Consider the following 23,691-nt stretch of genomic DNA (forward strand, 5'->3'; position numbering starts at 1 on the left):
CCGGCCCCGGCCGCACCGGGCGACGCGCCGCCCTCCGCGCCGGCGCCCGCCGCGCCGGACGGCGTCGCGCCGGGTGCGCCGCGGGAGCCCGGCGAAGCGGCGCCCTGACCGGAGCGGCGGACCCGCGGACTCAGCTCCGGCGGGACCGGAACCACTCGAGCGTGCGCGCGAGCCCGTCCGCGAGCGCGACCTCCCGGCGCCACCCGATCGCGCGGGCCGCGGCCGCGGGCGAGATGCAGGACCGCCGCTGCTCGCCGAGCCGCGCCGCGGCGTGCTCGGCCGGCCGATCGACCTTCGCCGCGCGCGCCAGGTGCGCGTACAGCGCGTTCACGTCGGTCTCGACGCCGGTGCCCACGTTGAGCGCCCCGTCGAACCGCCGCTCCGCCGCGAGCAGGTTCGCGCGAGCGACGTCGCCGACGTACACGTAGTCGCGCGTCTGCCCGCCGTCGCCGAACACGGTGCACGGACGCCCCTCGAGGAGGCGCCCGCAGAAGATCGCCACGACCCCGGCCTCGCCGTGGGGATCCTGCCGCGGCCCGTAGACGTTCGCGTACCGGAGCGCCGCGAACGGGAGGTGGTAGTTCGCGCGGTACACGCCGAGGTAGAGCTCGCTCGCGGCCTTCGCGGCGCCGTAGTGCGAGACCGGCCGCTGCGGGTGCTCCTCCGGCGTCGGGATCACCTCGGTGTCGCCGTAGGTCGCGCCGCCCGACGAGGCGAAGAGGACCTGCTCCACCGAGCCGGCCCGGACCGCCGCCTGCATCAGGTTGAGGAGGCCGCCGACGTTCACGTCCGCGTCGAAGCGCGGATCGGCCATCGACCGGCGCACGTCGATCTGGGCCGCGTGGTGGCAGATCACCTGCGGCCGCTCCTTCTCGACCGCCTCGACCGCGGCGGCGCTGCGGACGTCCACCGGGTAGAGCCGCGCGCCGGCGGGCACGTTCTCGCGCTTCCCCGACGAGAGATCGTCGAGGACGGCGACGTCCCAGCCGGCCTGCAGGAACAGATCGGCGATGGTCGAGCCGATGAAGCCCGCTCCGCCGGTGATCAGGATCCGCCTCGCCATGCCCCTTCCCTCCCGGCGCGCACTGCGCGCCATTCGCGCCCGCGCCCGCGACGGGGACCGCGCGGCCGCCTCGCACCGGGGGCGCTCGGGACGCCGCCCCCCGGTCGCCGGCGTGCGACGCGGCCGCTCGACGCGGCGGGCGTCGCCGTCAGACCTGCTGCCGGAACCACGCGATCGTGCGGCCCATCCCCTCGTCGAACCCGATCTTCGGCTCCCAGCCGAGGACCTCCCGCGCCCGCGTGATGTCCGGACGCCGCAGGCGAGGGTCGTCCTGCGGCAGCGGCTTCGTGACGATCGGCACGTCGGACCCGACCAGGCGCTGCACCGCCTTCGCGAACTCGAGGATCGAGAGCTCGTGCGGGTTGCCGATGTTGACGGGCTCCTCGTACTTCGAGTGCAGCAGGCGCCACATCCCCTCGACGTTGTCGTCCACGTAGCAGAAGCTCCGCGTCTGGGAGCCGTCGCCGAACACCGTGATCGGCTCGCCGCGGAGCGCCTGGGCCACGAAGGCCGGCACCACCCGGCCGTCGTCGAGGCGCATGCGCGGACCGTACGTGTTGAAGATGCGCGCGATCCGGATCGGCACCTTCTCGTACCGCCGGTACGCCATCGTGATCGCCTCGGCGAAGCGCTTCGCCTCGTCGTACACGGCGCGCGGGCCGATGGGGTTCACGTTCCCCCAGTAGCTCTCGCGCTGCGGGTGCTCGAGGGGATCGCCGTACACCTCGGAGGTGGACGAGAGCAGGAAGATCGCCCCCGTCCGCTTCGCGAGCCGGAGCGCGTTCTCGACGCCGATCGAGCCGACGTGGAGGGTCTCGAAAGGGTGCTCGAGGTAGTCGATGGGCGACGCCGGCGAGGCGAAGTCGAGCACCGCGTCGACCTCGCCGCGGATCCCATCGAGGGAGCCGCAGATGTCCTGCTCGAGGAGATCGAAGCGCGGCTCGCGCGCGAGGTGCTCGAGGTTGCGGCGCGTCCCGGTGATGAAGTCGTCCACGCCGGTGACGCGCCAGCCCTCGGCCAGGAACCGGTCCACCAGGTGACTGCCGATGAACCCCGCTGCGCCGAGGACGACGACTCTCTGCTCGTTCATGTCGATCCGAAAGGTAGCTACTTCTTGGCGCCCACGTCCTCGAGCGTGAGCTGTCCGGGGAGGGCGCCGCGGTACTTGTCGAGGACGAGGTCGATGCCCTGCCGGATGTACTCGGCCACCGGCACCTTGGTCCGCTCGTGCAGGAGCTTGAGCCGCTCGTTCTGCTCGGGGGTGATGTAGACGGTGGTCGAGATCTTGTTGCGGGCCATGGCTGCCCCGGCGCTCCGAAGGATGCTCCCCGGAAGCTATGTGACCGCTGATATAGTGTCAAATACGGCCACGCCACCGCGGAGCCCCCGCCGGAGGCGCGGCCGCCATCGTCGCCCCTTCCGAGGTCCACCCATGCGTCGAATCCTCCTCGTCACCGCCGGTCTCCTCGCCCTCTCCTGCGCCGGGCGGACGAAGACGCCCGCGGCCGGCTCCCCGGCCGCGATCCCCGAAGTCGCACGTGTCGTCATTCCGGGGCTCGAGCCGCGACCCGGCGAGGTCGTCACCGAGTACGACCTGGACCGCGACGGCCGCACCGAGGTCTGGAAGTACTCCGTGTACGATCCGGACGGGAAGCAGATCGTCGTCCGCAAGGAGAAGGACCTGAACGGCGACGGGCGCATCGACACCTGGGAGGGGTACGCGCCCGACGGCTCGCTCACCCTCCTCGTCCACGATCTGGACTTCGACGGCAAGCCGGACGTCACGCTCACCTACGAGAAGGGCCAGCTCGTGAAGAAGGAGTATGCCCTCGGCTTCGACGGGCGGTCGCGGAGCTGGGCCTTCTTCGAGAAGGGCAAGCTCGTGCGCAAGGAGCGCGACACCAACGGCGACGGGAAGGTGGACTACTGGGAGTACTGGGAGAACGGCGAGATCGACCGCATCGGCGTGGACCTCGACGGCGACGGGCAGGTCGATCGCTGGGAGGCGCGCAAGGCGGGGGACAAGGGCGAGACCTCCCCGGCGTCCACCTCGAAGGCGGCCGACAAGGGCGAGACCACCCCGGCGTCCACCCCCGACGCGGCTGGGCCCGCCGGCAAGCAGTAGACCGCCCGGCGCCCCACCCGGCTGCGGCGCGGACGGCGGAGCCGCGACGAGCCGGGAGCTCGCTCGCGACCCGGGCACCCGGCCTGGCGGTGGCGCGGTCAGGCCTGGGCCGGCCCGGTGCGCAGACGGCGATGGCTCCGGCGCGCGCTGGGCCGACGCGCACCTCGGGTGGTCGAGGGCGTCCCCGCCTCCGGCACGCTCCTGGCAATCGCGAGCGCCATGACCTCGCCCCGCGCCCGCGCCGCGGCGCCGCTCGCTGCGCTCGGGTGGATCCTCCTCGCGGTCCCCCTCGCCTGCGCCGTGCGCCACGCGGTGCCCCCGCGCGCCGCCGAGGAGGTCCGCCGCGGCTACGCCCACCTCGGCGCCGGAGACGCGGAGCGGGCCGAGGTGGCGTTCGCGCACGCGCTCCAGTTCGACCCGGACCTCCCCGAGGCGGAGAACGGGCTCGGGATCGTCTGTCGCACCCGCGGCGACCTCGACCGCGCGCGACCGCGCTTCGAGCGGGCCATCCGGCTCCGGCCCGACTTCGCCGAGGCGCACGCGAACCTGGGCGAGCTGCTCCTCGCGCTCGACCACGCCGCGGACGCGGAGGACGAGCTCCGCACCGCGCTGCGGATCGACCCCGATCTCGCCGACGCTCGCCTGAACCTCGCCCGCGCCCTCCTCGCTCACGGCCTCGCCGCGAGCGGCGAGGAGCACGGCCTCGCCGCGAGCGGCGGCGGGCGCGGCCGCGCCGCCGCGTTCGCAGGGGCCCGCACCGAGTACCTCCACCTCCTCGAGACGGATCCGGACGCCGCGGCGGCCCACCACGATCTCGCGTTCATGGACTACCTGGAGGGGCGGTTCGCGCGCGCCGAGCGCGGCTACCGCCGGGCCGCGACGCTCGCCCCCTCCTCGCACGAGGCGCAGCACGGGCTGTGCATTTCCCTCGTGCGGCTGGGGCGCTGCGCGGAGGGAGCGCGCGCCTGCCGACGCTGCCTCGAGCTCGCGCCGGGCGCCGATCGCTGCCGCACCAGCCTCGCCGGCGCGCTCGCCTGCGCGGAACCCTGACACGCCCCAGACGAAGACGGCCGGCGCCCCCGAAGGAGCGCCGGCCGCCGAGACCGCGGGGCGAGCCGCGGATCAGGCCTTCGCGACCAGCTTCTTCCCGTACTCGAGGCCGCGCTCGAACGCCCGCATGTTGAGCTCGACCGTGGCCGGCGGGACCGAGTCCTTCACGGCCTCGCGGGCGGCCTGCTCGCTCACGAGCCCGGTCACCGCGGTGAAGAACCCGACCATCACGATGTTCAGCACCATCCGCTTGCCGAGCTCCTCCGCGATGCGCGTCGCGGGGACGGCGAACACCTTCACGCCCTTCGGGAGGTTCGTGGGCTTCACGAGATCCTCCTCGATGAGGAGCGTCCCGTTCTCGCGCAGCTCCGGCGAGAACTTGACGAACGCGTCCTGCGACAGCACCACCATGATGTGCGGGTGGTGGACGTAGGGGTACATGATGGGGTGCTCGTCCACGACCACCTGCGCGCTGCAGGCCGACCCGCGCGCCTCGGGGCCGAACGCCTGCGTGAGGCAGGAGAACTTCTCGTCGTAGAGCGCGGCGGCCTTGCCGACGATGATGCCGCCGAGGATGACGCCCTGGCCGCCCAGGCCGCCGAACTTGATCTCAGTAGGACCCATGTCCGTGTCCTCCTTCGCTCAGGACCACGCCGGCTTCTTGCCGGGCGACTGGTAGGGGACGTACTTCGAGCCGAGCGTCTTCGTCATCTGCTTCTCCATCGCCTCCTCGAGCGTCGGGCGCTCGCGGTCGACGAACTTCCCGACCGTGATCTCCTGGCGGAAGTCGAGGTTGACCTCGCGGGTGTCGGCGCCGTGCTTGATGACGCTCTTCTCACGGTAGAACTTCATCTCGTCGAGGCCGTCGCCGAGCTTGTTCCGGCGCAGGTAGAGCGTCGGGCACGGCGCGATGATCTCGATGAAGCGGAAGCCCTTCTTGTTCAGGGCCTCGCCCATCGACTTGGCGAGCTGGCGGACGTGGTACGCGGTCCAGCGGGCCACGTAGACGGCGCCGCACGAGTCGGCGAGCCGCGGCAGGTTGAACGTCTCCTCGTACGCGCCGTACGGCGTCGTCGAGGCGATCGCCGGGCGGAACGTGGTCGGGGTGACCTGGCCGCCGGTCATGCCGTACGTGAAGTTGTTCACGCACACGACGAGCATGTCGGCGTTGCGCCGCGCCGCGTGGACGAGGTGGTTGCCGCCGATGGCGGTGAGGTCGCCGTCACCGGAGTAGACGACCACCTTCAGGTCCGGGTTGGCGAGCTGGAGCCCGGTCGCGAACGGGATCGCGCGGCCGTGCGTGGTGTGGAACGAGTCGAGCTTCAGGTATCCGGCGACGCGCCCCGTGCACCCGATGCCGGACACGATCGCGACCTTGTCGAGATCGAAGCCGGAGGCGTCGAGCGCCCGGGTGAAGCAGTTCACCGTCGTGCCGATGCCGCAGCCCGGGCACCAGATCGACGGCATGCGCTCCGTGCGCAGGTACTTGTTGACGGGGTTCTCCTTGACCGGCGCGCTCATCGGACCGCCTCCAGGATGGCCTTCGTGATGACCTCGGGGTTGTGGACCGTGCCTCCCGGGTGCGGGACGGAGACGGTCTTCGTCTTCCCGCCGACCACGCGCTCCACCTCGAGGGCCATCTGGCCGAGGTTCAGCTCGGGGACGACGAAGGCCTTCACCTTGCCGGCGAGCGCCTTGATCTGCTTCTCGGGGAACGGCCACGCCGTGATGAGGCGGAACGAGCCGACCTTCACACCCTGGTCCCGCGCCGCCTGGATCGCCTTCTCGGCGACGCGAGAGGTGATGCCGTAGGACACGACGACGACCTCGGCGCCGGCGAGGTTCTTCTCCTCCCAGCTCACGATCTGGTCGACGTTGTTCAGGAGCTTGTCCATCAGGCGGGCCTGCATCTTCTCCTGCGTCGGCACGTTCATCGCGGGGTAGCCGCGCTCGTCGTGCGTGAGGCCCGTGACGTGGATCCGGTACCCGTCGCCCGCCTTCACCATCTCGGGGACGAGGCTGCCGGCCGGCGCCTCGTACAGCTTGAAGCCCTCGCCCGGCTTCTTCTTCGTGTACCGCCGCGGCGTGACCTGGAGCTTGTCCGGGGTCGGGATGACCACCTTCTCGGTCATGTGCCCGACGACCTCGTCGAGCATCACGAGCACCGGGACGCGGTACTCCTCGGCCAGGTTGAAGGCGCGGAAGGTGAGGTCGAAGCACTCCTGCGGCGAGTTCGGGCAGAGCGCGATGACGCGGAAGTCACCGTGCGAGCCGAAGCGCGCCTGCATCATGTCGCCCTGCGCCGGCGCCGTCGGGAGGCCGGTGGACGGACCCGGGCGCTGGACGTCGATGTAGACGCACGGCGTCTCGGTGATGGCCGCGTAGCCGAGGTGCTCCATCATCAGGGAGAAGCCCGGGCCGGACGTGACCGTCATGGCCTTCGCGCCGCCCCAGACGCCGCCGAGGAGCGCGATGGACGCGCCGAGCTCGTCCTCGAACTGCTGGAACCGGCCGCCCACGAGCGGGAAGCGGGACGCGATCCGCTCAACGACCTCGGTGGACGGCGTGATCGGGTAACCCGCCGCGAAGCGGCACCCGCCGGCGATCGCGCCCTCGGCGCAGGCGTGGTCGCCGTCGAGGTAGTGGTTACCGCTGAGAACTCCGGTGGAGTTTGCGTTGGACATGTGCGCGTTCTCCTAGGCCGCCTGCTCGAGCTTCTCTCGGTACCCGAAGATGGAGAAGTCGGGGCAGTAGAGGCCGCACGTGTCGCAGCCGTTGCAGAGCTCCGGCTTGGCCAGGTACGGCGGGTGATAGCCCTTCGCGTTGTAGTCCTTCTCGAGATCCAGCGCGCCGAGCGGGCAGAACTCGACGCAGAACGCGCACCCCTTGCAGCTCTCGCGATTGATCACCACGACGCCCTTGAACTTCTTGTCCTTCTTGGGCGCGGGCGTTGCCGTCGTCGTCATGAATGTCTCCCCGGGCTTCCGCCCGGCATGGGCGGTCCCGCAGTAAGAGCGCCTCCACTACTACAGGTGGGACTGGCGTCGCCTGGACGCCGATCAATATGAGCCATAATTTCGCAGGAAGATTGCTGACTTATTTGCTCCACGATCGATGGACTCAGGCGGTCGACAAATCATCGACGCAATCACTCCATTTGTTCACGATCCGTCTCGACGGACCGCGGCGAATCGCCTGCCCCACGCGGGAAACGTGAAGGCCCTCCCCCCGGATCGGGGAGAGGGCCCTCCATTCACTACGAGCGATTGTAGTCGAAGAACCTACTTGATCGTCCAGCTGTCGCCGCCGCTCAGCAGCTTCTGCAGATCGCCGCCCCTCTTCTTCTTCGTGTCCTCGATCATCTCCCAGGTCATCTCCTCGCAGGTCGGCTTGCGGACGTTGCGGAAGACGCCGATGGGCGTCGGGAACCCGGGGCGGGCCGCCATCCCGGCGAGCATGAAGGAGATGGTCGGGTCCTCGCGCGTCGAGTCGTGCACGAGGAGGTCCTGCTCGGTCACGCCGTTCTCGCCGATCGTGACGATCTCGAGGTCCATCGTGCGCGCGTCGAACCGGAGCCCCTTCTTGCCGTCCTTGCCGAAGACGAGCGGCTTCCCCTCCTCCATGCGGATGATCCGGTCGGCCCGGACCGCCTTGTCGGTGAGGGAGGTGTACGCGCCGTCGTTGAAGACCGGGCAGTTCTGGTAGACCTCGATGAACGCGCTGCCCTTGTGGCCGGCGGCCGCCTTGAGCATGGCGCCCATGTGCGCGCCCTCCACGTCGATCGTCCGGGCGACGAACGTCGCGCCGGCGCCGAGCGCGAGCAGCGGCGGGTTGAACGGGTAGTCCGGCGACCCCTGCGGCGTGCTCTTGGTCTTCTTGTGGAGCTCGGAGGTCGGGGAGACCTGACCCTTGGTGAGGCCGTAGATGCGGTTGTTGAACATCACCAGCTTCACGTCGAGGTTGCGCCGCATGACGTGGATGAAGTGGTTCCCGCCGATGGCGAGCGCGTCGCCGTCGCCCGTCATGACCCACACCTGCAGCTCGGGCCGGGACACCTTGAGGCCCGACGCGAACGCGGGGGCGCGGCCGTGCAGCGTGTGCATCCCGTAGTTGTTCATGTAGTACGGGAAGCGGGAGCTGCAGCCGATGCCGGACACGAAGACGATGTTCTCGCGCTTCACGCCGACCGCGGGCAGCGTCTTCTGCACCTGGTTGATGATGGAGTAGTCGCCGCAGCCGGGGCACCAGCGGGGATCCACGCCCGACTCGAAGTCCTTCTTCGCGTAGACCGGGAGGGCGGTGGGGGCCGTCTGAAGGTTCGTCGTGCTCATGTTCGTCGTCCTTTCCGAATTCCCGATCGGGGTCACAGGACCTCGAGGACCTTGCCGACGAGATCGCGGATCTTGATGGGCTTGCCGTTGATCCGGTTGAACTGGAGCGGATCGACGCCCGGGAACTTGCCGCGCAGGTAGAACGCCATCTGGCCGTCGTTCACCTCGGGCACGAGCACCTTCCCGAAGCCCTTCAGGATGGCGCCGAGGTTCTTCGGGAGCGGGTTGATCCACCGGAGGTGCACGTGGGAGACCTTCTTGCCCTGCGCCTGCAGCACCTCGGCGGCGGCGCGGACCGAGCCGAAGGTCCCGCCCCAGGACACGAGGAGGAGGTCGCCGGTGCTCGCGCCGAACACCTCGAGGTCCGGGACGTCCTCGACCACGTTCCGGATCTTCTGGGCCCGGGTCTTGACCATCTTCTCGTGGTTCAGGCCGTCGTAGGACACCATGCCGGTGAGCGAGTCCTTCTCGAGGCCGCCGACGCGGTGCTCGAGGCCGGGCGTGCCGGGGATGGCCCAGGGCCGGACGAGCTTCTCGTCCCGCAGGTACGGCATGAACTCCGTGCCGTTCGCGTAGTTCTTCCCGGTCTGGTACTTCACCTCGAACTTCGGCAGCTCCTCGACGTCGGGGATCCGGAACGGCTCGGAGCCGTTGCCGAGGTAGCCGTCGGTGAGGAGGATCACCGGCGTCATCCACTTCACCGCGATCCTCATCGCCTCCATGGCGGACCAGAAGCAGTCGGCCGGGCTCTGCGCGGCGAGGACCGGGAGCGGCGACTCGCCGTGGCGGCCGAAGATCGCCTGGAGGAGGTCGGCCTGCTCGGTCTTGGTCGGCATGCCGGTCGAGGGGCCGCCGCGCTGCACGTCCACGATGACGAGGGGCAGCTCGGTGATCACCGCGAGCCCCATCATCTCGGTCTTGAGCGCGAGGCCCGGGCCCGAGGTGGAGGTGCAGGCGAGGGCGCCGCCGAAGGCCGCGCCGATCGCGGAGCCGATCCCCGCGATCTCGTCCTCCGCCTGGTACGTCACTACGCCGTGCTCCTTCATGTTCGCCATCTCGTGGAGGATCTCGGTCGCCGGCGTGATGGGGTAGCTGCCGAGGAACACGGTGCGGCCGGTGAGCCGCGCGACCGTCGCGAAGCCGAGCGCGGTCGCGAAGTTGCCGGTCACGTTGCGGTAGGTGCCGGGGCGAAGCTTCGAGGGCGGCACGACGTACCGCTCGAAGATCTCGGCGGTCTCGCCGTAGGCGTACCCGGCCTTGAAGACCTTCTGGTTCGGCTCCACGAACTCCGGCTTCTTCGCGAACTTCTTCGCGATGGCCTGGAGCTGCTGCTCGACGGGCCGGCTGTACATCCAGTAAAGGATGCCGAGCGCGAAGTAGTTCCGGCAGCGGCCGACCTCCTTCGAGGAGAGCCCGGAGCCCTCGAGGGCCGCCTCGGTCAGCTTCGTCATGTCGACGAGGTGGACCCGGAAGTTCTCCGCCACCGTCGGGTCCTCGAGCGGGTTCGACTTGTACCCGGCCTTCTCGAGGTTCAGCGCGGTGAACGCGTCGGAGTTCACGATGAGCATGCCGCCCGCCTTGAGGTCGGGCAGGTTCATCTTGAGGGCGGCCGGGTTCATCGCGACCAGGACGTCCGGCGCGTCGCCCGGCGTGAGGATCTTCTTCGAGCCGAAGTTGAGCTGGTAGCCGGAGACGCCGAAGAGCGAGCCGGCGGGGGCGCGGATCTCGGCGGGGTAGTCCGGGAAGGTCGCGAGGTCGTTGCCGGCGAGCGCGCTCGCCTTCGTGAACTCGGTGCCGGTGAGCTGCATCCCGTCGCCGGAGTCGCCGACGAAGCGGATGGTGACGGTATCGACCTGCTGGACCTCGGTCTTGCGCGCGGTGGCTTGCGTGGACATGTCGCCCTTCGTCTCCTTGGGAAGTGCTGGTGCCTGAAATTGACAGGCCTCGATCGCTCGCACGTACCGGCGAGCTGGCGGCCGGGGACCCCTTCGAGGCCTTGAAGGTATGCTCGGCGGCCCCCTGGAAGTCAACGCAACCGCCTACGTCAACGCGCCGGAAACACTCATAAATCCGTACCCCGATTGTCCCCAATCAGGTACACCGTCCGACGGATTCTGGCCAACGTGAATCGCTCCGGCCGCGACCGCGGAGCGACGAATTTCGCCCCCGGAACGCGGGGTTGTCCCAGATCACGACCTGACCGCGATCAACGGCACGACGGCTTGCATGCCGCACCGCGGGCGCGTGCAGCGGAGAGACGCGAACGGGGGTGTGGGTCCGCGCGTCGCCACCCGAATGTCCGCGCCCGCCGCAACCGCCGAACCCGACGGAGCGCGATCCCGGACGCGCCCCGTCACCCTGCCCGTTCCGCGTCCCGGTCCGCCGCAGGGACGGGGCACGGGTGGATGGGAAACGGGTCGACGGGAAACGGATCGACGGGGAACGGGTTCGCGTTCGGGAGAGGGCCGTCTCGCCCGCCCGGTGACATCGCCGTCGCCGTCAGGCGGGCGGGAAGATCTTCCCCGGGTTGAGCAGCCCGAGCGGATCGAAGACCGCCTTGAGGCGGCGCTCGAGCGCGACCACCGCCTCGCCCTGCTCGTAGGCGAGGAAGTCGCGCTTGGCGAGGCCGACCCCGTGCTCGCCGGTGATCGTGCCGCCGAGATCGACCGCGGCGCGCAGGATCTCCGCGACCGCCTCGTCCACCTTCGGCCGCTCCTCGGCGCGATCGAAGAGCACGTTGCAGTGGAGGTTGCCGTCGCCGGCGTGGCCGTACGTCGCGACCGCGAGCCCGAGCCGCGCGCCGACCGCCTTCGCCCGCTCGACCATCTCCGGGATCCTCGAGCGCGGCACCGCGACGTCCTCCGAGAGCTTCAGCGGGTGCAGCGTCTTCAAGTTGACGGAGAGATAACGGCGCGTCTCCCAGATGTCCCGGCGCTGCGCCTCGTTCTGCGCGACGATGACGTCCCCCTGCGCGTCGGACTGGACCACCTCGGCGAGGCGCACGAGCTCCCCGAACACCGCGTCCGCGTCGTTCCCGTCGGTCTCCACGAGCAGCGCCGCGCCGGCGTCCGCCGGGAAGCGGTAGGCCGACGTCCGCGCCGCCGCGGCGAGCGCCACGTCGTCGAGGAGCTCGAGGCAGCGCGGGAGGATCCCGGCGGTGAGCACCTTGGTGACGGCCCGCGCCGCCGCGGCGACCGAGGGGAAGACGACCAGGCCCGTCGCGACGTGGCGCGGGCGCGGCAGGAGCTTCAGGGTGATCTCGGTGACGATCCCGAGCGTCCCCTCGCTGCCGACGAGCAGCGCCGTCAGGTCGTAGCCCGCCACGCCCTTGATGCTCCGCTTGCCGAGGCGGACGATCTCGCCGGTCGGGAGCACCGCCGTGAGCCCCAGGACGTACTCGCGCGTCACCCCGTACTTGAGGGCGCGCGGCCCGCCGGCGTTCTCCGCGACGTTCCCGCCGATGCTGCACAGCTCGAGCGAGTTCGGATCGGGCGGGTAGAACAGGCCGTGCTTCTCGACCTCGGCCTGGAGCAGCCCGGTGTTCACGCCGGGCTGCACCCGGGCGATCAGGTCGTCCGGGGAGATCTCGAGGACGCGGTTCATCCGCTCCAGGGAGATCGCGATCCCACCCTGCAGCGCGAGGACCCCGCCGGACTTCCCGCTGCGCGCCGCGACCGGCACGACCGGGACGCGGTGGCGCGACGCGACGGCGAAGATCGTCCGCACCTCCTCCGCGCTCTCCACCGCGACCGCCACGTTCGGCGGAAACGTCCCGAGCTCCGACTCGTCGCGGCCGTAGGCCTCGAGCTTCTCCCGGTCGAGCACGAGCCGCTCGCGCGGGAACGCCGCCTCGAGCTCTGCCTGCGCCGCCTGCATCGGCGTCGTCATCCGAAGACCTCCAGGTTGCTGCCCGTCACGCGTCCGCGCGGCCGCCGACCTCGATCGGCGTCCGGACCTCGCTCACCGCCGGCGCCCCTTCCGCACGATCGCGCGCCGCCTCGCCGGCCGGGCCGCCGCGCCGCCGTGCGCGGCGCGCGCGATGGCGGCCTCGAACCGCCTCCGCGCGCGCCCGTCACGCTCCAGCACCCCCTCGGCGGCCTCCGCGTGCGCCCGGGTGTGCGGGCGGCGCACGCCGCGGACCGTCATGCAGAGCTGCTCCGCGTCGAGGACGCACGCCGCGCCGCGCGCGCCGAGGTGCCGGAACAGCGCGCCGGCGATCCCGGCCGCGAGCTCCTCCTGGAGCACGAACCGGTGCGCGAGGCAGTCCACGAGCCGGACGATCTGACCGAACCCCACCACGCGGCCGTCCGGCACGTAGGCGACGTGCGCGACGCCGCGCGAGGGGAGCAGGTGGTGCGGGCAGATGGAGTGGAAGTCGATCCCGGTGACGATCACGAGATCCCGGCCCGAGCTGCGGATCGCGCCGGCGAGGATCTCGGCGGGATCGTGCCGGTAGCCGTCCACCAGATCCTCGAGCCACGCCTCCGCCACGCGCCGCGGGGTGGCGGCCAGGGCGTCACCCGCGCGGACCTCGGGCGGCAACCCGAGCGCGTCGAGGAAGCGCGCGACCGCGTCCGCCGCGGCGGTCGACGACGGCGCGGAGGCGGTCCGGGCGCGAGCCGGTCGGAGCGCGCGGACCCTAGCGCCCACCGGGCCTCCGGTGCGTCACGCAGGAGTCGGGGATCTGGAGCATTCGGGTCCCACGGAGGCCGCGGAGCGCGACCTCGTACCGCGCGAGGCGGTGGGCGGCCGCGAGGCGGAGCCGCACGTCGAGCCGCATGCGCCGCCGGCCGGTGTCGTCGATGGCCTCCATGGTGCCGCCTTTATAGCCGCCTTTATGGCCTTCATGGGGGCGCGCTGCCCCCTGCAGGGGCCGTGGAGCCCTGCCGCACCTTCTCGTTCACGGCCCCCCGGCGAATTACTCTCGGTCGGGCGCCGGCAGGGGCCGGGGAGCCTGCCGCACCGCCCACCGTCGCCCGTCGCCCCCCGCCGGGCGGGGAACGAACACCAGGAACCGTGTAACCGTGCCCCAGGATCCCCGTCCGACATGGAAGGGGGGAACACCGTGAACGACAACCGAACGCTGGTCGTGGACTCTGACCCGGAGCGCCGTGCGCGCCTCGAGCGCCTGATCGGACAGGCTGGGCTCGAGGTGGTGGTGGCGGCCGATCTCGCAGACGTGCTCATCCAGGCGGCACGCGCGGACGCCCGCGCCGGGGCGGCCGCCGAGCCGCACCGCCCCACCCTCGCCGAGCTCGAGCGTCGATACGCTCGGGAGATCCTCTCGGCGCTGCACGGCAACAAGACCCGGGCCGCCGAGGTGCTCGGCATCGACCGGAAGACGCTCTACCGGCTCGTCGGGTCGAACGGCACGAGCGCCGCGAACGGCTCCAACGGAGCGAGCGCCGCCGTGCCGCAGCGAAGCAGCGCCGCGAACGGCGCGGCCTGACCGGCTAGAGCAGGCCAGGCCGCGGGCCTCGAAACGGGCTCAAGGGACGACCGCCGCGCCTCGAGGCGCGGCGGTCGGCTCTGATCAGGACACGCCCAGGCTGCAACGAGCGCCCGAACGGCGCAGGTCGTTCGAGCTCCGCGCCGATCGGAGCCGGGACCGCGGAGCGACGTCGAGCGAGGCCGCTGCCCTGTGGTCAGGGCGAGCGGAGCGCGGTCAGGCTTCGTCGCCCTCGTCCGCGTCGTCGTCGTCGTCCTCGTCCTCGACCTCGGGACCGGTCGGCCCGCCGTTCAGCGCGTTCTTGAGGACCTGGCTGGGGCGGAAGGTCAGCACGCGGCGCGCGCTGATCTCGATCTCCTCGCCCGTCTGCGGGTTGCGCCCCACACGTGACTTCTTGTCGCGGACGATGAAGTTGCCGAAGCCGCTGATCTTGATCTTCTCACCGCGCTCCAGCGTCTCCTTGATCGTGTCGAACACCATCTCGACGATCTCGGCCGCCTCCTTCTTGGAGAAGCCCACCTTCTCGTAGACGCTCTCGATGATGTCGGCCTTGGTCACGGTCTCGCTCCCGGGGCGCGCTAACTGCCGAATTTGTTAGCTGATTCGGGATGGGCTGTCAAACGGTCCGTCATGGCCGTCGCGCCCCCTCGCGCTGGTCCCCGGGCGGAGCCTCGATGCCGCCGAGCTCTTTCCGGGCCCGCTCCCGCGCCGCGCGGGTTCGCTCCGCCGCGGCGTCGAGCTTCTGCGCGCCCTCCCCTGGCGACGGGCCGGTGACGATCGGTGCCCCGCCGGGCTCCCGTCCGAGGCCCGCGGTGCGCGCGAGCACGACCGCGCTCACCCCCACCGCCACCAGCGCGAGCGCGAGCCCCGCGGCCGCGACGGGGCGATGGGCGCCCGCCCGGAGCGCCCGGACCGAGACGATCCCGGAGGCGAGCCCGACCACCAACCCGAACGGGGCAGCGAGCGGGTTCCAGCAGGCGAACGCGGCGGCGAGGCCGAAGCCCAGCGCCGCCCACGCGAGCCGGCCCCTCGCGGCCATGGCTACGTCCTGAGCTCCGCCCCGACCGCGGCGAGCCGCTTCACGATCCGCGCGTGCACCCGGTCCGCCTCCTCGTCGGTCAGCGTCCGGTCGGCGGCGCGGTACGTGATGGCGAGCGCGAGGTTCTTCTTGCCCGCGGGCAGCGGCGCGCCCCGGTAGACGTCGAACAGGGTGACCGCCTCGACGAGCGGCTCCTCGCGCACGAGCCCCTCGACGCTCGCGGCCGTCACCGCGTCGTCCACCACGACCGCGAGGTCCCGGAGCACGGCGGGGAGGCGCGGGAAGGGCCGGTACTGCGGGACGAGCTCGGCCGCCCGGAGGAGCGCGTCGAGCCGCAGCTCGAACGCGAGCACGCCGCGGGGCAGCTCGAAGGCCTGCGCCACGCGCGGGTGGAGCTCGCCCACGTCGCCGAGGACCTCGCCCCCGCGCGTCACGACGGCCGAGGTCCGCGGGTGGAGCCAGGACGCACCGGGCGCCTCGAACCGCGCGCCGTCGATCCCGAGCGCCTCGAGGACGCCGGCCACCGCCGCCTTCGCGTCGTAGAAGTCCACGACGTCGCCCGGCGCCGCCCAGCCCACCGGCACGCGACGGCCGGCGACGACGCCCGCGACCTGGAGCGCCTCGGCGGACGGCGCCTCCTCCGGCCTCGCGCCGGTCCCGTAGGTGCGGGCGATCTCGTACAGGCGGACGTCCTCGATGCGCTGGCGCCGGTCGTGCGCGAGGTCCGCGAGGAGCGACGGCACGAGCGTCGTCCGCATCACGGCCAGGTCGTTCGAGATGGGGTTCTTGAGGGCGATGCCGAGGGCCCGCCCGGACCCGTCACCGGTCTCGACGGACCTGCCGAACGGCTCGAGCGCGCGCGCGGCCACGAAGCTGAAGTTCACCGCCTCGCTGAAGCCGGAGGCCTCGAGCGCCGCCCGGATCCGGGAGATCGCCTGCGCCTCGACCGGCTCGGCGGGCATCACGACCGCGTTGGCCGGGAGGGTCGCCGGGATGGAGTCATAGCCCAGGGTCCGGACGATCTCCTCGACGAGATCCTCCTCGATGGACACGTCCACGCGCCAGGTCGGGACCCGGAAGGTCGCGCCGTCCGCGTCGCTGGCCCGCTCCTCGAACCCGAGCCCGATCAGGATCCGGCGCGCGTCCTCCCGGGAGACCTCCATCCCGAGCAGCTCGGCGGGGCGCCGCCAGCGGAGCCGCACCTCGGGCCGGGCGTTCTGCCGCGGGTGCGCGTCCACGATCCCCGGGCGGACGACGCCGCCCGCGAGCTCCGCGATGAGCGCCGCGCAGCGGTCCACCGCCGGGATCACCATGCCGGGGTCGGCGCCGCGCTCGAAGCGGTAGGACGCCTCGGTCTTGAGCCCGTGCCGGCGCGAGGTGCGGCGGATACCCGACGGCTCGAACCAGGCGCTCTCGACGAGCACCCGCGTCGTGCCCGCGGCGATCTCCGAGTCCCCGCCGCCCATCACGCCCGCGAGGGCGCTGCCGCGGTCGCGGTCGGCGACGAGCAGGTCGTCGGGGGCGAGGGTGCGGACCTTCCCGTCGAGGGTGGCGAGCCGCTCGCCGGGGTGCGCGGTGCGGACGACGATCTCCCGCCCTGCGACCCGCTCGAGATCGAACGCGTGCAGCGGGTGGCCGAGCTCGAGGAGGACGTAGTTCGTGGCGTCCACGACGTTGGAGATCGACCGGACGCCGCAGGCCTCGAGCCGGCGCGCCAGCCAGGCCGGGGACGGGCCGATCTTCACGCCCTCGACGACGCGCGCGGCGTAGCGGGCGCACCGGTCCGGCGCGTCGATCCGCACCTTCACCGCGTCCGACGCCGGCCCGCCCGCCTCCGCGAGCTTCGGCGCCGGCAGCCGGACCGGCTGGCCGAGGATCGCCGCGAGCTCGCGGGCGATCCCGAGGTGCGAGAGGCAGTCGGGGCGGTTCGGCGTGACGTTCACCTCGAGGAGGACGTCCTCGAGCCCGAGCGCCTCGGCGATCGGCGTCCCCGGCTTCACCTCGGGCGGCAGGATGAGCAGCCCGCTCGCGTCGGGGGAGAGCCCGAGCTCGCGCGCGGAGCAGAGCATGCCGAAGGACTCGACCCCGCGGAGCTTCGCCTTCTCGATCTTCGCGCCGCCGGGCAGCACCGTGCCGATCGTGGCGAGCGGCACCACGTCGCCGACCGCGTAGTTCTTCGCGCCGCAGACGATCTGGAGCGGCTCGCCCTCGCCGCGGTCGATGCGCGTCACCGAGAGCTTCTCGGCGTTCGGGTGCTTCTCGGAGGAGAGGACCCGCGCGGCGACCACGCCCCGGAGCCCCTGCCCGGTCCGCTCCATCGCCTCGACCTCGAGGCCGACGGCGGTCAGCTTCCGCGCGACCTCCTCGGGCGAGGGCAGCGCGACGTACTCCGAGAGCCACTTGAGCGAGATGCGCATGGGCGAGGTGCCGGGATGATCGACGCTAGAACTGCGACAGGAACCGGAGGTCGTTCTCGAAGTAGAGGCGGAGGTCGTCGATGCCGTACCGGAGCATCGCCATCCGCTCGACCCCCATGCCGAACGCGAACCCGGTGTGGCGCTTCGAGTCGATGCCGCCGTTCTCGAGCACCCGCGGGTGGACCATGCCGGCGCCGAGCACCTCGAGCCAGCCGGTCTCCTTGCACGTGCCGCAGCGCTTGCCGTCCTTCCGGCCGGTGCCGCCGCAGATGGTGCAGGAGACGTCCACCTCCGCGCTCGGCTCGGTGAAGGGGAAGTAGCTGGGGCGGAACCGGGTCCGCGTGCCGGGCCCGAAGTAGGCCCGCGCGAACGCGGCGAGCGTCCCCTTGAGATCGGCGAAGGTGATCCCCTCGTCCACGCAGAGCCCCTCGACCTGGTGGAACATCGGCGAGTGGGTCTGATCGTAGTCGGAGCGGTACACGCGCCCGGGGCAGATGATCCGGACCGGCGCCTTGCCGAGCCGCTTCATGGAGCGGACCTGCACCGGCGAGGTGTGCGTCCGGAGCAGCACCGAGCCGGGCTTCACGCCGGCGCGCAGGGTGGACTCCTCCACGTAGAAGGTGTCCTGCATGTCGCGCGCGGGGTGATCCGGCGGGAGGTTCAGCGCCTCGAAGTTGAACCAGTCGAGCTCGATCTCGGGGCCGCTCGCGACCTCGTAGCCGAGGCGCGCGAAGATCGCCGAGATGTCCTCGGTGGCGCGGGTGATCGGGTGGCGGTGGCCGCGCGGCAGGAGCCGCCGGCCGGCCAGCGTCACGTCGATGGGGGCGCCGGCCAGCTCGGCCTCGAGCGCCTTGGTCTCCAGGCGGCGCTTGCCGTCCGCGAGGAGCCCCTCGACCTCGTCCCGGACGCGGTTCGCGACCTCGCCGACGCGCGGGCGCTCCCCGGCGGGGAGCTGCCCCATGCCCCGCAGGACCTGGGACAGCTCGCCCTTCTTCCCGAGGAAGCGGACCCGCAGCTCCTCGAGGCCCTTCTCGTCCGGCGCGGCGGCGATCGCCGCGCGGGCGCCCGTCGCGAGCGCCTCGAGCTGCGAGAGCAGGTCGGCCACGGGGACCCTCCCCTACGCCCGCGCGGACTTCACGACCGCGGCGAAGTCGCCGGGGAACGCGAGCGCGAGCTCGGCGAGGATCTTCCGGTCCAGCGCGACGCCGGCCTGCTTCAGCCCGGCGACGAGCTTCGAGTAGGTCGTCCCGTTCTGCCGGGCGGCCGCGTTGATGCGGACGATCCACAGCGCGCGGAAGTCGCGCCGCTTCTGGCGGCGATCGCGGGTGGAGTAGTCGAGGGCGCGCTCGACCGCCTGGTTCGCGCGGCGGTAGCAGTTGTTCCGGCGGCCGCGGAAGCCCTTCGCGAGCTTCAGGACGCGGTTGCGACGGCGGCGAGCCTTGAATCCCTTCTTGACGCGCATCTTCCTTCTCCTTGCCGGCGGGAGGCGCCGCGGCCCGTCACCCCATGTGACGCGCCGCGCACTCTTCTGGACCCCGCTTGGGCGTTGCTGCGAGGGGCCCGCTCACGGGCCCGCCCGTCCCGGACGCTACCGAGCGTACGGGAAGCACTCCTTGATCTTCTTCTCGTCCATCGGCGTCAGGTGAGACGTCCCGCGCAGGTGGCGCTTCTCCTTCTTCGTCTTGCCGAACGTCGCGAGGTGGCGCACGCCGGCCCGGCGAAACTTCACCTTGCCGCTCTTCTTCGGCACGAAGCGCTTCTTCGCGCCGCTCTTCGTCTTCAGCTTGGGCATCGTCGTTTCCTTCGTTCACTGCAGGTGCCCGGCCTCCGTCGGCGACGGAGCCGGGCGCGTCGTGTTCGGTCGTGCTACCTGGGGCCGCCCGGCGAAGGCGCGGGGGTCGGGGCGGGCGCCGGCGCGGCAGCGGGCGCCGGCGTGGCAGCGGGCGAGGGCGTGGCAGCGGGCGAGGGCGCGGCGGCGGGCGAGGGCGCGGCGGCGGCCTGGGCCGGGGCGCCGACGCCGGCGATGGCCGCGGCCTTGGCCCGGTCGCGCTGCGCCTGGAGCATCTTCGGGTTCGGGGCGAGGATCATGAACATCTGGCGCCCTTCCATGCGGGGCGCCGCCTCGATCACCGCCACGTCGCGCAGCTCCTCGATCACCTTCTGCAGCACCTTCTGCCCGAGCTCGCGGTGGGACATCTCGCGGCCGCGGAACATGACGGTGATGCGGGCCTTGTTGGCCTCGGCGAGGAACTCGCGGACCTTCTTCAGCTTGACGTCGTAGTCGTGCTCCTCGGTGCGCGGCCGGAGCTTCACTTCCTTGAGCTGGACGACGACCTGCTTCTTCTTCGCCTCGTTCTGCTTCTTCTTCTCGAGGTACTTGAACTTGCCGTAGTCCATGATCTTGCAGACCGGCGGCTTCGCCATCGGGCTGACCTCGACGAGGTCCATCCCGAGCTCCTGCGCGCGCGCCAGCGCCTGCTCGACCGGGAGCACACCGAGCTGCTCCCCCTCCGCCCCGACGAGACGCACCTCTCGCGCCTTGATACGGCGGTTGGTGCGTGCGTCGCGGCTTCCGCTGCCCCCTCGCGGATCTCTGTGGTGGATCGCCATGCTCCTCCGACCGGCGTGTAAAAGACAGCGAACAATATGGATTTGGGACGAAAAGTCAACGCAAGAGGTGACCGGACCCGCCCCGCGGCTCCGCGAGGCGGGTCCCGGCTCGTCCCGGGGTGCCCTCCGGCCGGACCGCCGGTCCGGCACCCCTCCTCCGCTCGGCTACCGGCTGCCCGGCTCCGAGGAGTCCTTCTTGGCCTCGCGGATCCAGCTCATCATGTCGCGGAGGCGCTTGCCCACCTCCTCGATCGGGTGCTCCGCCTCCGTCGCGCGGAACCGCTCGAGCGTCGGGCGGCCGGCCATGTTCTCGAGGATGAACTCCTTCGCGAACTGGCCGGACTGGATCTCCTTCAGGATCTTCCGCATCTCGTCCTTGGACTGCTGGCCGACGACGCGCGGGCCGCGGGTGTAGTCGCCGTACTCGGCCGTGTCCGAGATGGACTGGCGCATCCAGGCGAGGCCGCCTTCGTACATGAGGTCCACGATGAGCTTCATCTCGTGGAGGCACTCGAAGTAGGCGCTCTCCGGCTGGTAGCCCGCCTCGACGAGCGTCTCGAAGCCCGCCTTCACGAGCGCCGCGGCGCCGCCGCAGAGGACCGCCTGCTCGCCGAAGAGGTCGGTCTCCGTCTCCTCCTTGAACGTCGTCTCGAGGACGCCGGCGCGCGTGCAGCCGATGCCCCGGGCGTACGCCAGGCCGATCTGCTTCGCCTGGCCGGCGTCCTGGTGGACGGCGATGAGGCCGGGGATGCCGCGGCCGTCCTGGTACTGGCGGCGGACCATGTGACCCGGGCCCTTCGGCGCGACGAGGATGACGTCCACGCCCTCGGGCGGGCGGATCTGGTTGAAGTGGATGTTGAAGCCGTGCGCGAAGAGGAGCGCCTTGCCCTTCGTGAGGTGCGGCGCGATCTCGGCGTCGTAGACCGCCTTCTGCGTCTGATCCGGGATGAGGATCATGATGACGTCGGCCTCCTTCGAGGCGTCCGCCACCGAGAGGACGCGGAGCCCGGCGCCCTCGGCCTTGGCCTTGGACTTCGAGCCCGCGTGCAGGCCGACGCGCACGTCCACGCCGGAGTCGCGCAGGTTGAGCGCGTGCGCGTGCCCCTGCGAGCCGTACCCGATGATCGCGACCTTCCGCTTCTTGAGCAGGTCGAGGTTCGCGTCCTTGTCGTAGTAGATCTTCGCTGCCATGTGATCTCTTCCTCTCTTCCTTGCGTCCTTACTTCAGTGACGGGGGAGCCAGCGTCTTGAAGCCGCGCTCGAGGGCGATGCGCCCGGAGCGGCACAGTTCCTGGATGCCGAAGGGGCGGAGCCGCTCCTCCAGCGCGTCGAGCTTCCCGGCGTTGCCGCTCGCCTCCACGACGAGGGCATCGGGGGACACGTCGACGATGGTCGCCTCGTAGGTCTCGGCGAGCGCGCGGAGCTCGGCGTGGTTGCGCTCGGGCGTCCGGATCTTCACGAGCATGAGCTCGCGCTCGATGAGGTCCTGCGCGGACAGCTCCCGGACCTCGACCACGGGGACGAGCTTCTGCACCTGCCGGACCACCTGCTCGACCGGCCTCGAGGAGAGCCGGACGACGATGGTCATCCGCGAGTAGTCGGACCGCTCGGTCGGGCCGACGGTGAGGCTCGCGATGTTGTAGCCGCGCCGCGAGAACAGGCCGGCGATCCGGTGCAGCACGCCGGGCTTGTTCTCGACGAGGAGGCTGATGGTGTGCGTGGAGCCGTTCGGTCGCGTCTCGGTGCGTTCCATGTCACTCACCGTCGATCATGTCGTTGAGGGGGGCGCCCGCCGGGACCATCGGGTAGACCTTCTCCTCCCGCCGGACCCGGACGTCCACGATCGTGGGGCCGCCGGTGTTCGCGAGGGCCCGGTCGACGGCCTGGTCGAGCTCCGCCGGCGTCCTCGCCCGGAGCCCCAGGCAGGAGTACGCGTCCGCGAGCTTCACCAGATCCGGCAGATCGGCGAGCGGCGTCTCCGAGTACCGCTCGTCGTAGAACAGCTCCTGCCACTGCCGGACCATCCCGAGGAACAGGTTGTTCAGGATGAAGATCTTGATCGGGAGCTTCAGCTCCACGGCCGTGGCGAGATCCTGGAGCGTCATCTGGAACGAGCCGTCGCCGTCGAAGCCGATGACGAGCGCGTCCGGCTTGCCGAGCTGGATCCCGATGGCCGAGGGCAGGCAGAAGCCCATCGTCCCGAGGCCGCCGGAGGTGATGAAGGAGCGGGGCTCGGCCGCCTTCCACCACTGCGCCGCGAACATCTGGTGCTCGCCGACGCCGGTGGTGACGATCGCCTTCCCGCCGGTCTTCTTCCAGATCGTCTCGATGACGTACTGCGGGAGGAGCGGCCCCGCCGGATCCTGCGCGTACCGGAGCGGGAACTTCTCGCGCCAGTCCGCGACGCGCTTCCACCACGCCGCGACGTCCGGCCGCCCCTGCGCGTCGAACGCGCGGCGCACCTCCGCGTGGAGCTGCGGGAGGAGGAGCTTGAGGTCGCCCACGAGCGGGACGGTGGCGGTGACGAGCTTCGAGATCTCCGCCGGGTCCACGTCGAGGTGGACCACCTTCGCCTCGGGCGCGAACGTGGAGAGCTTGCCGGTCACGCGGTCGTCGAAGCGCGCGCCGAGCGCCACGATGAGATCGGAGTTCTGCACCGTGTAGTTGGCGTACCGCGAGCCGTGCATGCCGAACATGCCGAGGCAGAGCGGGTGCGTCTCCGGGAAGGCCCCCTTCCCGTGGAGCGTCGTCACGATGGGCGCGCCGAGGTACTCGCAGAAGGCGAACACCTCCGCGTGCGCGTTGCCGTGGCGGACGCCGCCGCCGAGGTAGACCACCGGGCGGGAGGCGGAGCGGATGAGCATCGCGGCGTCCTTGAGCCGCGGCTCCTCGCGGACCGGCGGGTGGTAGCCGGGGATCTCCACCTTCTCCGGGTACTCGAACTCGAGCTCGGCGTTCAGGACGTCCTTCGGGATGTCCACCAGCACCGGCCCCGGGCGCCCGGTCCGGGCGATGTAGAACGCCTCCTTCATGATCCGCGGCAGGTCCGCCGCGTCGGTCACGAGCCAGTTGTGCTTCGTCACCGGCATGGTGATGCCGGTGATGTCCGCCTCCTGGAAGGCGTCGGTCCCGATGAAGCTCGAGGCGACGTTCGCGGTGATCGCGACCATCGGCACCGAGTCCATGTACGCGTCGGCGATCGCGGTGACGAGGTTGGTCGCGCCCGGGCCCGAGGTCCCCATGCAGACGCCGACCTTCCCGGTCGCGTGCGCGTAGCCCTCGGCGGCGTGGCCGCCCACCTGCTCGTGCCGCACGAGCACGTGCCGCGGCTTCTCGACTTCGTACAGCGCGTCGTACAGCGGCAGGATGGCGCCGCCCGGGATCCCGAAGAGGACGTCCACCCCCTCCGCCTCCAGGGCGCGCCGGACCGCCATCGCGCCGGTCATCTTCTGCTTGGCCATGTTGTCTACCTCTCCTCGACGGATCGTTCGGATCGTTCGCTACGGAGTGCGCGCACGGCGCCGGCGTACTCGCGGTACGCCCGCGGCCGACGCGCGCGCCGGCTTCGCGGCCGCGCGGACGACCCGGACCTCCTCGGGGCGGGCCG

General features: G+C 71.4%; 25 protein-coding genes. 3 read left to right on the plus strand and 22 right to left on the minus strand.

What is annotated here, in order from left to right:
* Nucleotides 1-130: 130 nt before the first annotated feature.
* From MNZ27_RS15460 to MNZ27_RS15470, 3 genes are all read right to left on the minus strand, one after another.
* On the minus strand, nt 131-1,063 hold the full coding sequence (locus MNZ27_RS15460; protein WP_242394989.1) for an NAD-dependent epimerase/dehydratase family protein: 933 nt from the start codon (nt 1,061-1,063) through the stop codon (nt 131-133).
* Nucleotides 1,064-1,211: 148 nt separating this feature from the next.
* Nucleotides 1,212-2,153, minus strand: coding sequence for a UDP-glucuronic acid decarboxylase family protein (locus MNZ27_RS15465; RefSeq protein WP_242394990.1), 942 nt, complete (start codon nt 2,151-2,153; stop codon nt 1,212-1,214).
* 17 nt (nt 2,154-2,170) lie between these two features.
* The gene (locus tag MNZ27_RS15470) at nt 2,171-2,362 is read right to left on the minus strand and encodes a ribbon-helix-helix domain-containing protein (protein WP_242394991.1); all 192 of its coding nucleotides are present in this window, start codon (nt 2,360-2,362) and stop codon (nt 2,171-2,173) included.
* Nucleotides 2,363-2,495: 133 nt separating this feature from the next.
* Between MNZ27_RS15470 and MNZ27_RS15475 the strand changes: the two genes are divergently transcribed.
* A complete protein-coding gene (locus MNZ27_RS15475; RefSeq protein WP_242394992.1) occupies nt 2,496-3,188 on the plus strand; it encodes a hypothetical protein in 693 nt (230 codons plus the stop codon).
* 219 nt (nt 3,189-3,407) lie between these two features.
* The gene (locus MNZ27_RS15480) at nt 3,408-4,238 is read left to right on the plus strand and encodes a tetratricopeptide repeat protein (protein ID WP_242394993.1); all 831 of its coding nucleotides are present in this window, start codon (nt 3,408-3,410) and stop codon (nt 4,236-4,238) included.
* Between the two features lie 72 nt (nt 4,239-4,310).
* Here MNZ27_RS15480 and MNZ27_RS15485 read toward each other — a convergent pair whose 3' ends face one another.
* The 9 genes from MNZ27_RS15485 to MNZ27_RS15525 form a co-directional block, all read right to left on the minus strand.
* Nucleotides 4,311-4,862, minus strand: coding sequence for a 2-oxoacid:acceptor oxidoreductase family protein (locus MNZ27_RS15485; protein WP_242394994.1), 552 nt, complete (start codon nt 4,860-4,862; stop codon nt 4,311-4,313).
* Nucleotides 4,863-4,880: 18 nt separating this feature from the next.
* Entirely contained in the window at nt 4,881-5,759 is an 879-nt protein-coding gene (locus MNZ27_RS15490; protein ID WP_242394995.1) for a 2-oxoacid:ferredoxin oxidoreductase subunit beta, read from the minus strand.
* On the minus strand, nt 5,756-6,922 hold the full coding sequence (locus tag MNZ27_RS15495) for a 2-oxoacid:acceptor oxidoreductase subunit alpha (protein WP_242394996.1): 1,167 nt from the start codon (nt 6,920-6,922) through the stop codon (nt 5,756-5,758). Before MNZ27_RS15495 ends, MNZ27_RS15490 begins: the two co-directional genes overlap by 4 nt.
* Before the next feature lie 12 nt (nt 6,923-6,934).
* The gene (locus MNZ27_RS15500; RefSeq protein WP_242394997.1) at nt 6,935-7,204 is read right to left on the minus strand and encodes a 4Fe-4S dicluster domain-containing protein; all 270 of its coding nucleotides are present in this window, start codon (nt 7,202-7,204) and stop codon (nt 6,935-6,937) included.
* Nucleotides 7,205-7,519: 315 nt separating this feature from the next.
* Nucleotides 7,520-8,569, minus strand: coding sequence for a 2-oxoacid:ferredoxin oxidoreductase subunit beta (locus MNZ27_RS15505; protein WP_242394998.1), 1,050 nt, complete (start codon nt 8,567-8,569; stop codon nt 7,520-7,522).
* Between the two features lie 32 nt (nt 8,570-8,601).
* Nucleotides 8,602-10,464 (minus strand): 2-oxoacid:acceptor oxidoreductase subunit alpha, encoded by a 1,863-nt coding sequence (locus tag MNZ27_RS15510; protein ID WP_242394999.1) that lies wholly within the window; start codon nt 10,462-10,464, stop codon nt 8,602-8,604.
* Between the two features lie 604 nt (nt 10,465-11,068).
* Nucleotides 11,069-12,457, minus strand: a complete 1,389-nt coding sequence (locus tag MNZ27_RS15515) for an FAD-binding oxidoreductase (RefSeq protein ID WP_242395000.1) — start codon at nt 12,455-12,457, stop codon at nt 11,069-11,071.
* Between the two features lie 72 nt (nt 12,458-12,529).
* Nucleotides 12,530-13,219 carry a GTP cyclohydrolase I gene (gene folE / locus MNZ27_RS15520; RefSeq protein WP_242395001.1) on the minus strand — a complete coding sequence of 230 codons (690 nt, stop codon included), beginning with the start codon at nt 13,217-13,219 and terminating at the stop codon, nt 12,530-12,532.
* Complete coding sequence (locus tag MNZ27_RS15525) at nt 13,209-13,382, minus strand: hypothetical protein (RefSeq protein WP_242395002.1); 174 nt, start codon at nt 13,380-13,382, stop codon at nt 13,209-13,211. The genes folE and MNZ27_RS15525 overlap by 11 nt, the downstream gene beginning before the upstream one ends.
* 252 nt (nt 13,383-13,634) lie before the next feature.
* Here MNZ27_RS15525 and MNZ27_RS15530 point away from each other — a divergent pair, with 252 nt between their 5' ends.
* Nucleotides 13,635-14,018, plus strand: a complete 384-nt coding sequence (locus tag MNZ27_RS15530; RefSeq protein WP_242395003.1) for a helix-turn-helix domain-containing protein — start codon at nt 13,635-13,637, stop codon at nt 14,016-14,018.
* Between the two features lie 216 nt (nt 14,019-14,234).
* Here the strand turns inward: MNZ27_RS15530 and MNZ27_RS15535 are convergent, their stop codons facing one another.
* The 10 genes from MNZ27_RS15535 to ilvB form a co-directional block, all read right to left on the minus strand.
* On the minus strand, nt 14,235-14,576 hold the full coding sequence (locus tag MNZ27_RS15535) for an integration host factor subunit alpha (RefSeq protein ID WP_242395004.1): 342 nt from the start codon (nt 14,574-14,576) through the stop codon (nt 14,235-14,237).
* 70 nt (nt 14,577-14,646) lie between these two features.
* Complete coding sequence (locus MNZ27_RS15540; protein ID WP_242395005.1) at nt 14,647-15,057, minus strand: hypothetical protein; 411 nt, start codon at nt 15,055-15,057, stop codon at nt 14,647-14,649.
* Nucleotides 15,058-15,059: 2 nt separating this feature from the next.
* Complete coding sequence (pheT, locus tag MNZ27_RS15545; protein ID WP_242395006.1) at nt 15,060-17,474, minus strand: phenylalanine--tRNA ligase subunit beta; 2,415 nt, start codon at nt 17,472-17,474, stop codon at nt 15,060-15,062.
* A gap of 25 nt (nt 17,475-17,499) precedes the next feature.
* Nucleotides 17,500-18,579: a phenylalanine--tRNA ligase subunit alpha gene (gene pheS / locus MNZ27_RS15550; RefSeq protein ID WP_308197971.1), complete on the minus strand. Its 1,080-nt coding sequence runs from the start codon at nt 18,577-18,579 to the stop codon at nt 17,500-17,502.
* A 12-nt stretch (nt 18,580-18,591) separates the two neighbouring features.
* A complete protein-coding gene (rplT, locus tag MNZ27_RS15555; RefSeq protein ID WP_242395007.1) occupies nt 18,592-18,936 on the minus strand; it encodes a 50S ribosomal protein L20 in 345 nt (114 codons plus the stop codon).
* Between the two features lie 126 nt (nt 18,937-19,062).
* The gene (rpmI, locus tag MNZ27_RS15560; protein WP_242395008.1) at nt 19,063-19,266 is read right to left on the minus strand and encodes a 50S ribosomal protein L35; all 204 of its coding nucleotides are present in this window, start codon (nt 19,264-19,266) and stop codon (nt 19,063-19,065) included.
* Between the two features lie 74 nt (nt 19,267-19,340).
* Nucleotides 19,341-20,084 (minus strand): translation initiation factor IF-3, encoded by a 744-nt coding sequence (gene infC, locus MNZ27_RS15565; RefSeq protein ID WP_242395009.1) that lies wholly within the window; start codon nt 20,082-20,084, stop codon nt 19,341-19,343.
* 165 nt (nt 20,085-20,249) lie between these two features.
* Entirely contained in the window at nt 20,250-21,275 is a 1,026-nt protein-coding gene (gene ilvC / locus MNZ27_RS15570; protein WP_242395010.1) for a ketol-acid reductoisomerase, read from the minus strand.
* A 28-nt stretch (nt 21,276-21,303) separates the two neighbouring features.
* Nucleotides 21,304-21,837, minus strand: a complete 534-nt coding sequence (gene ilvN, locus MNZ27_RS15575) for an acetolactate synthase small subunit (protein WP_242395011.1) — start codon at nt 21,835-21,837, stop codon at nt 21,304-21,306.
* Nucleotide 21,838: 1 nt separating this feature from the next.
* Nucleotides 21,839-23,545, minus strand: coding sequence for a biosynthetic-type acetolactate synthase large subunit (gene ilvB / locus MNZ27_RS15580; RefSeq protein WP_242395012.1), 1,707 nt, complete (start codon nt 23,543-23,545; stop codon nt 21,839-21,841).
* Between the last annotated feature and the right edge of the window lie 146 nt (nt 23,546-23,691).

This window comes from Anaeromyxobacter oryzisoli (genome assembly GCF_022690765.1).
In the GTDB taxonomy this organism is placed as follows: Bacteria; Myxococcota; Myxococcia; order Myxococcales; family Anaeromyxobacteraceae; genus Anaeromyxobacter; species Anaeromyxobacter oryzisoli.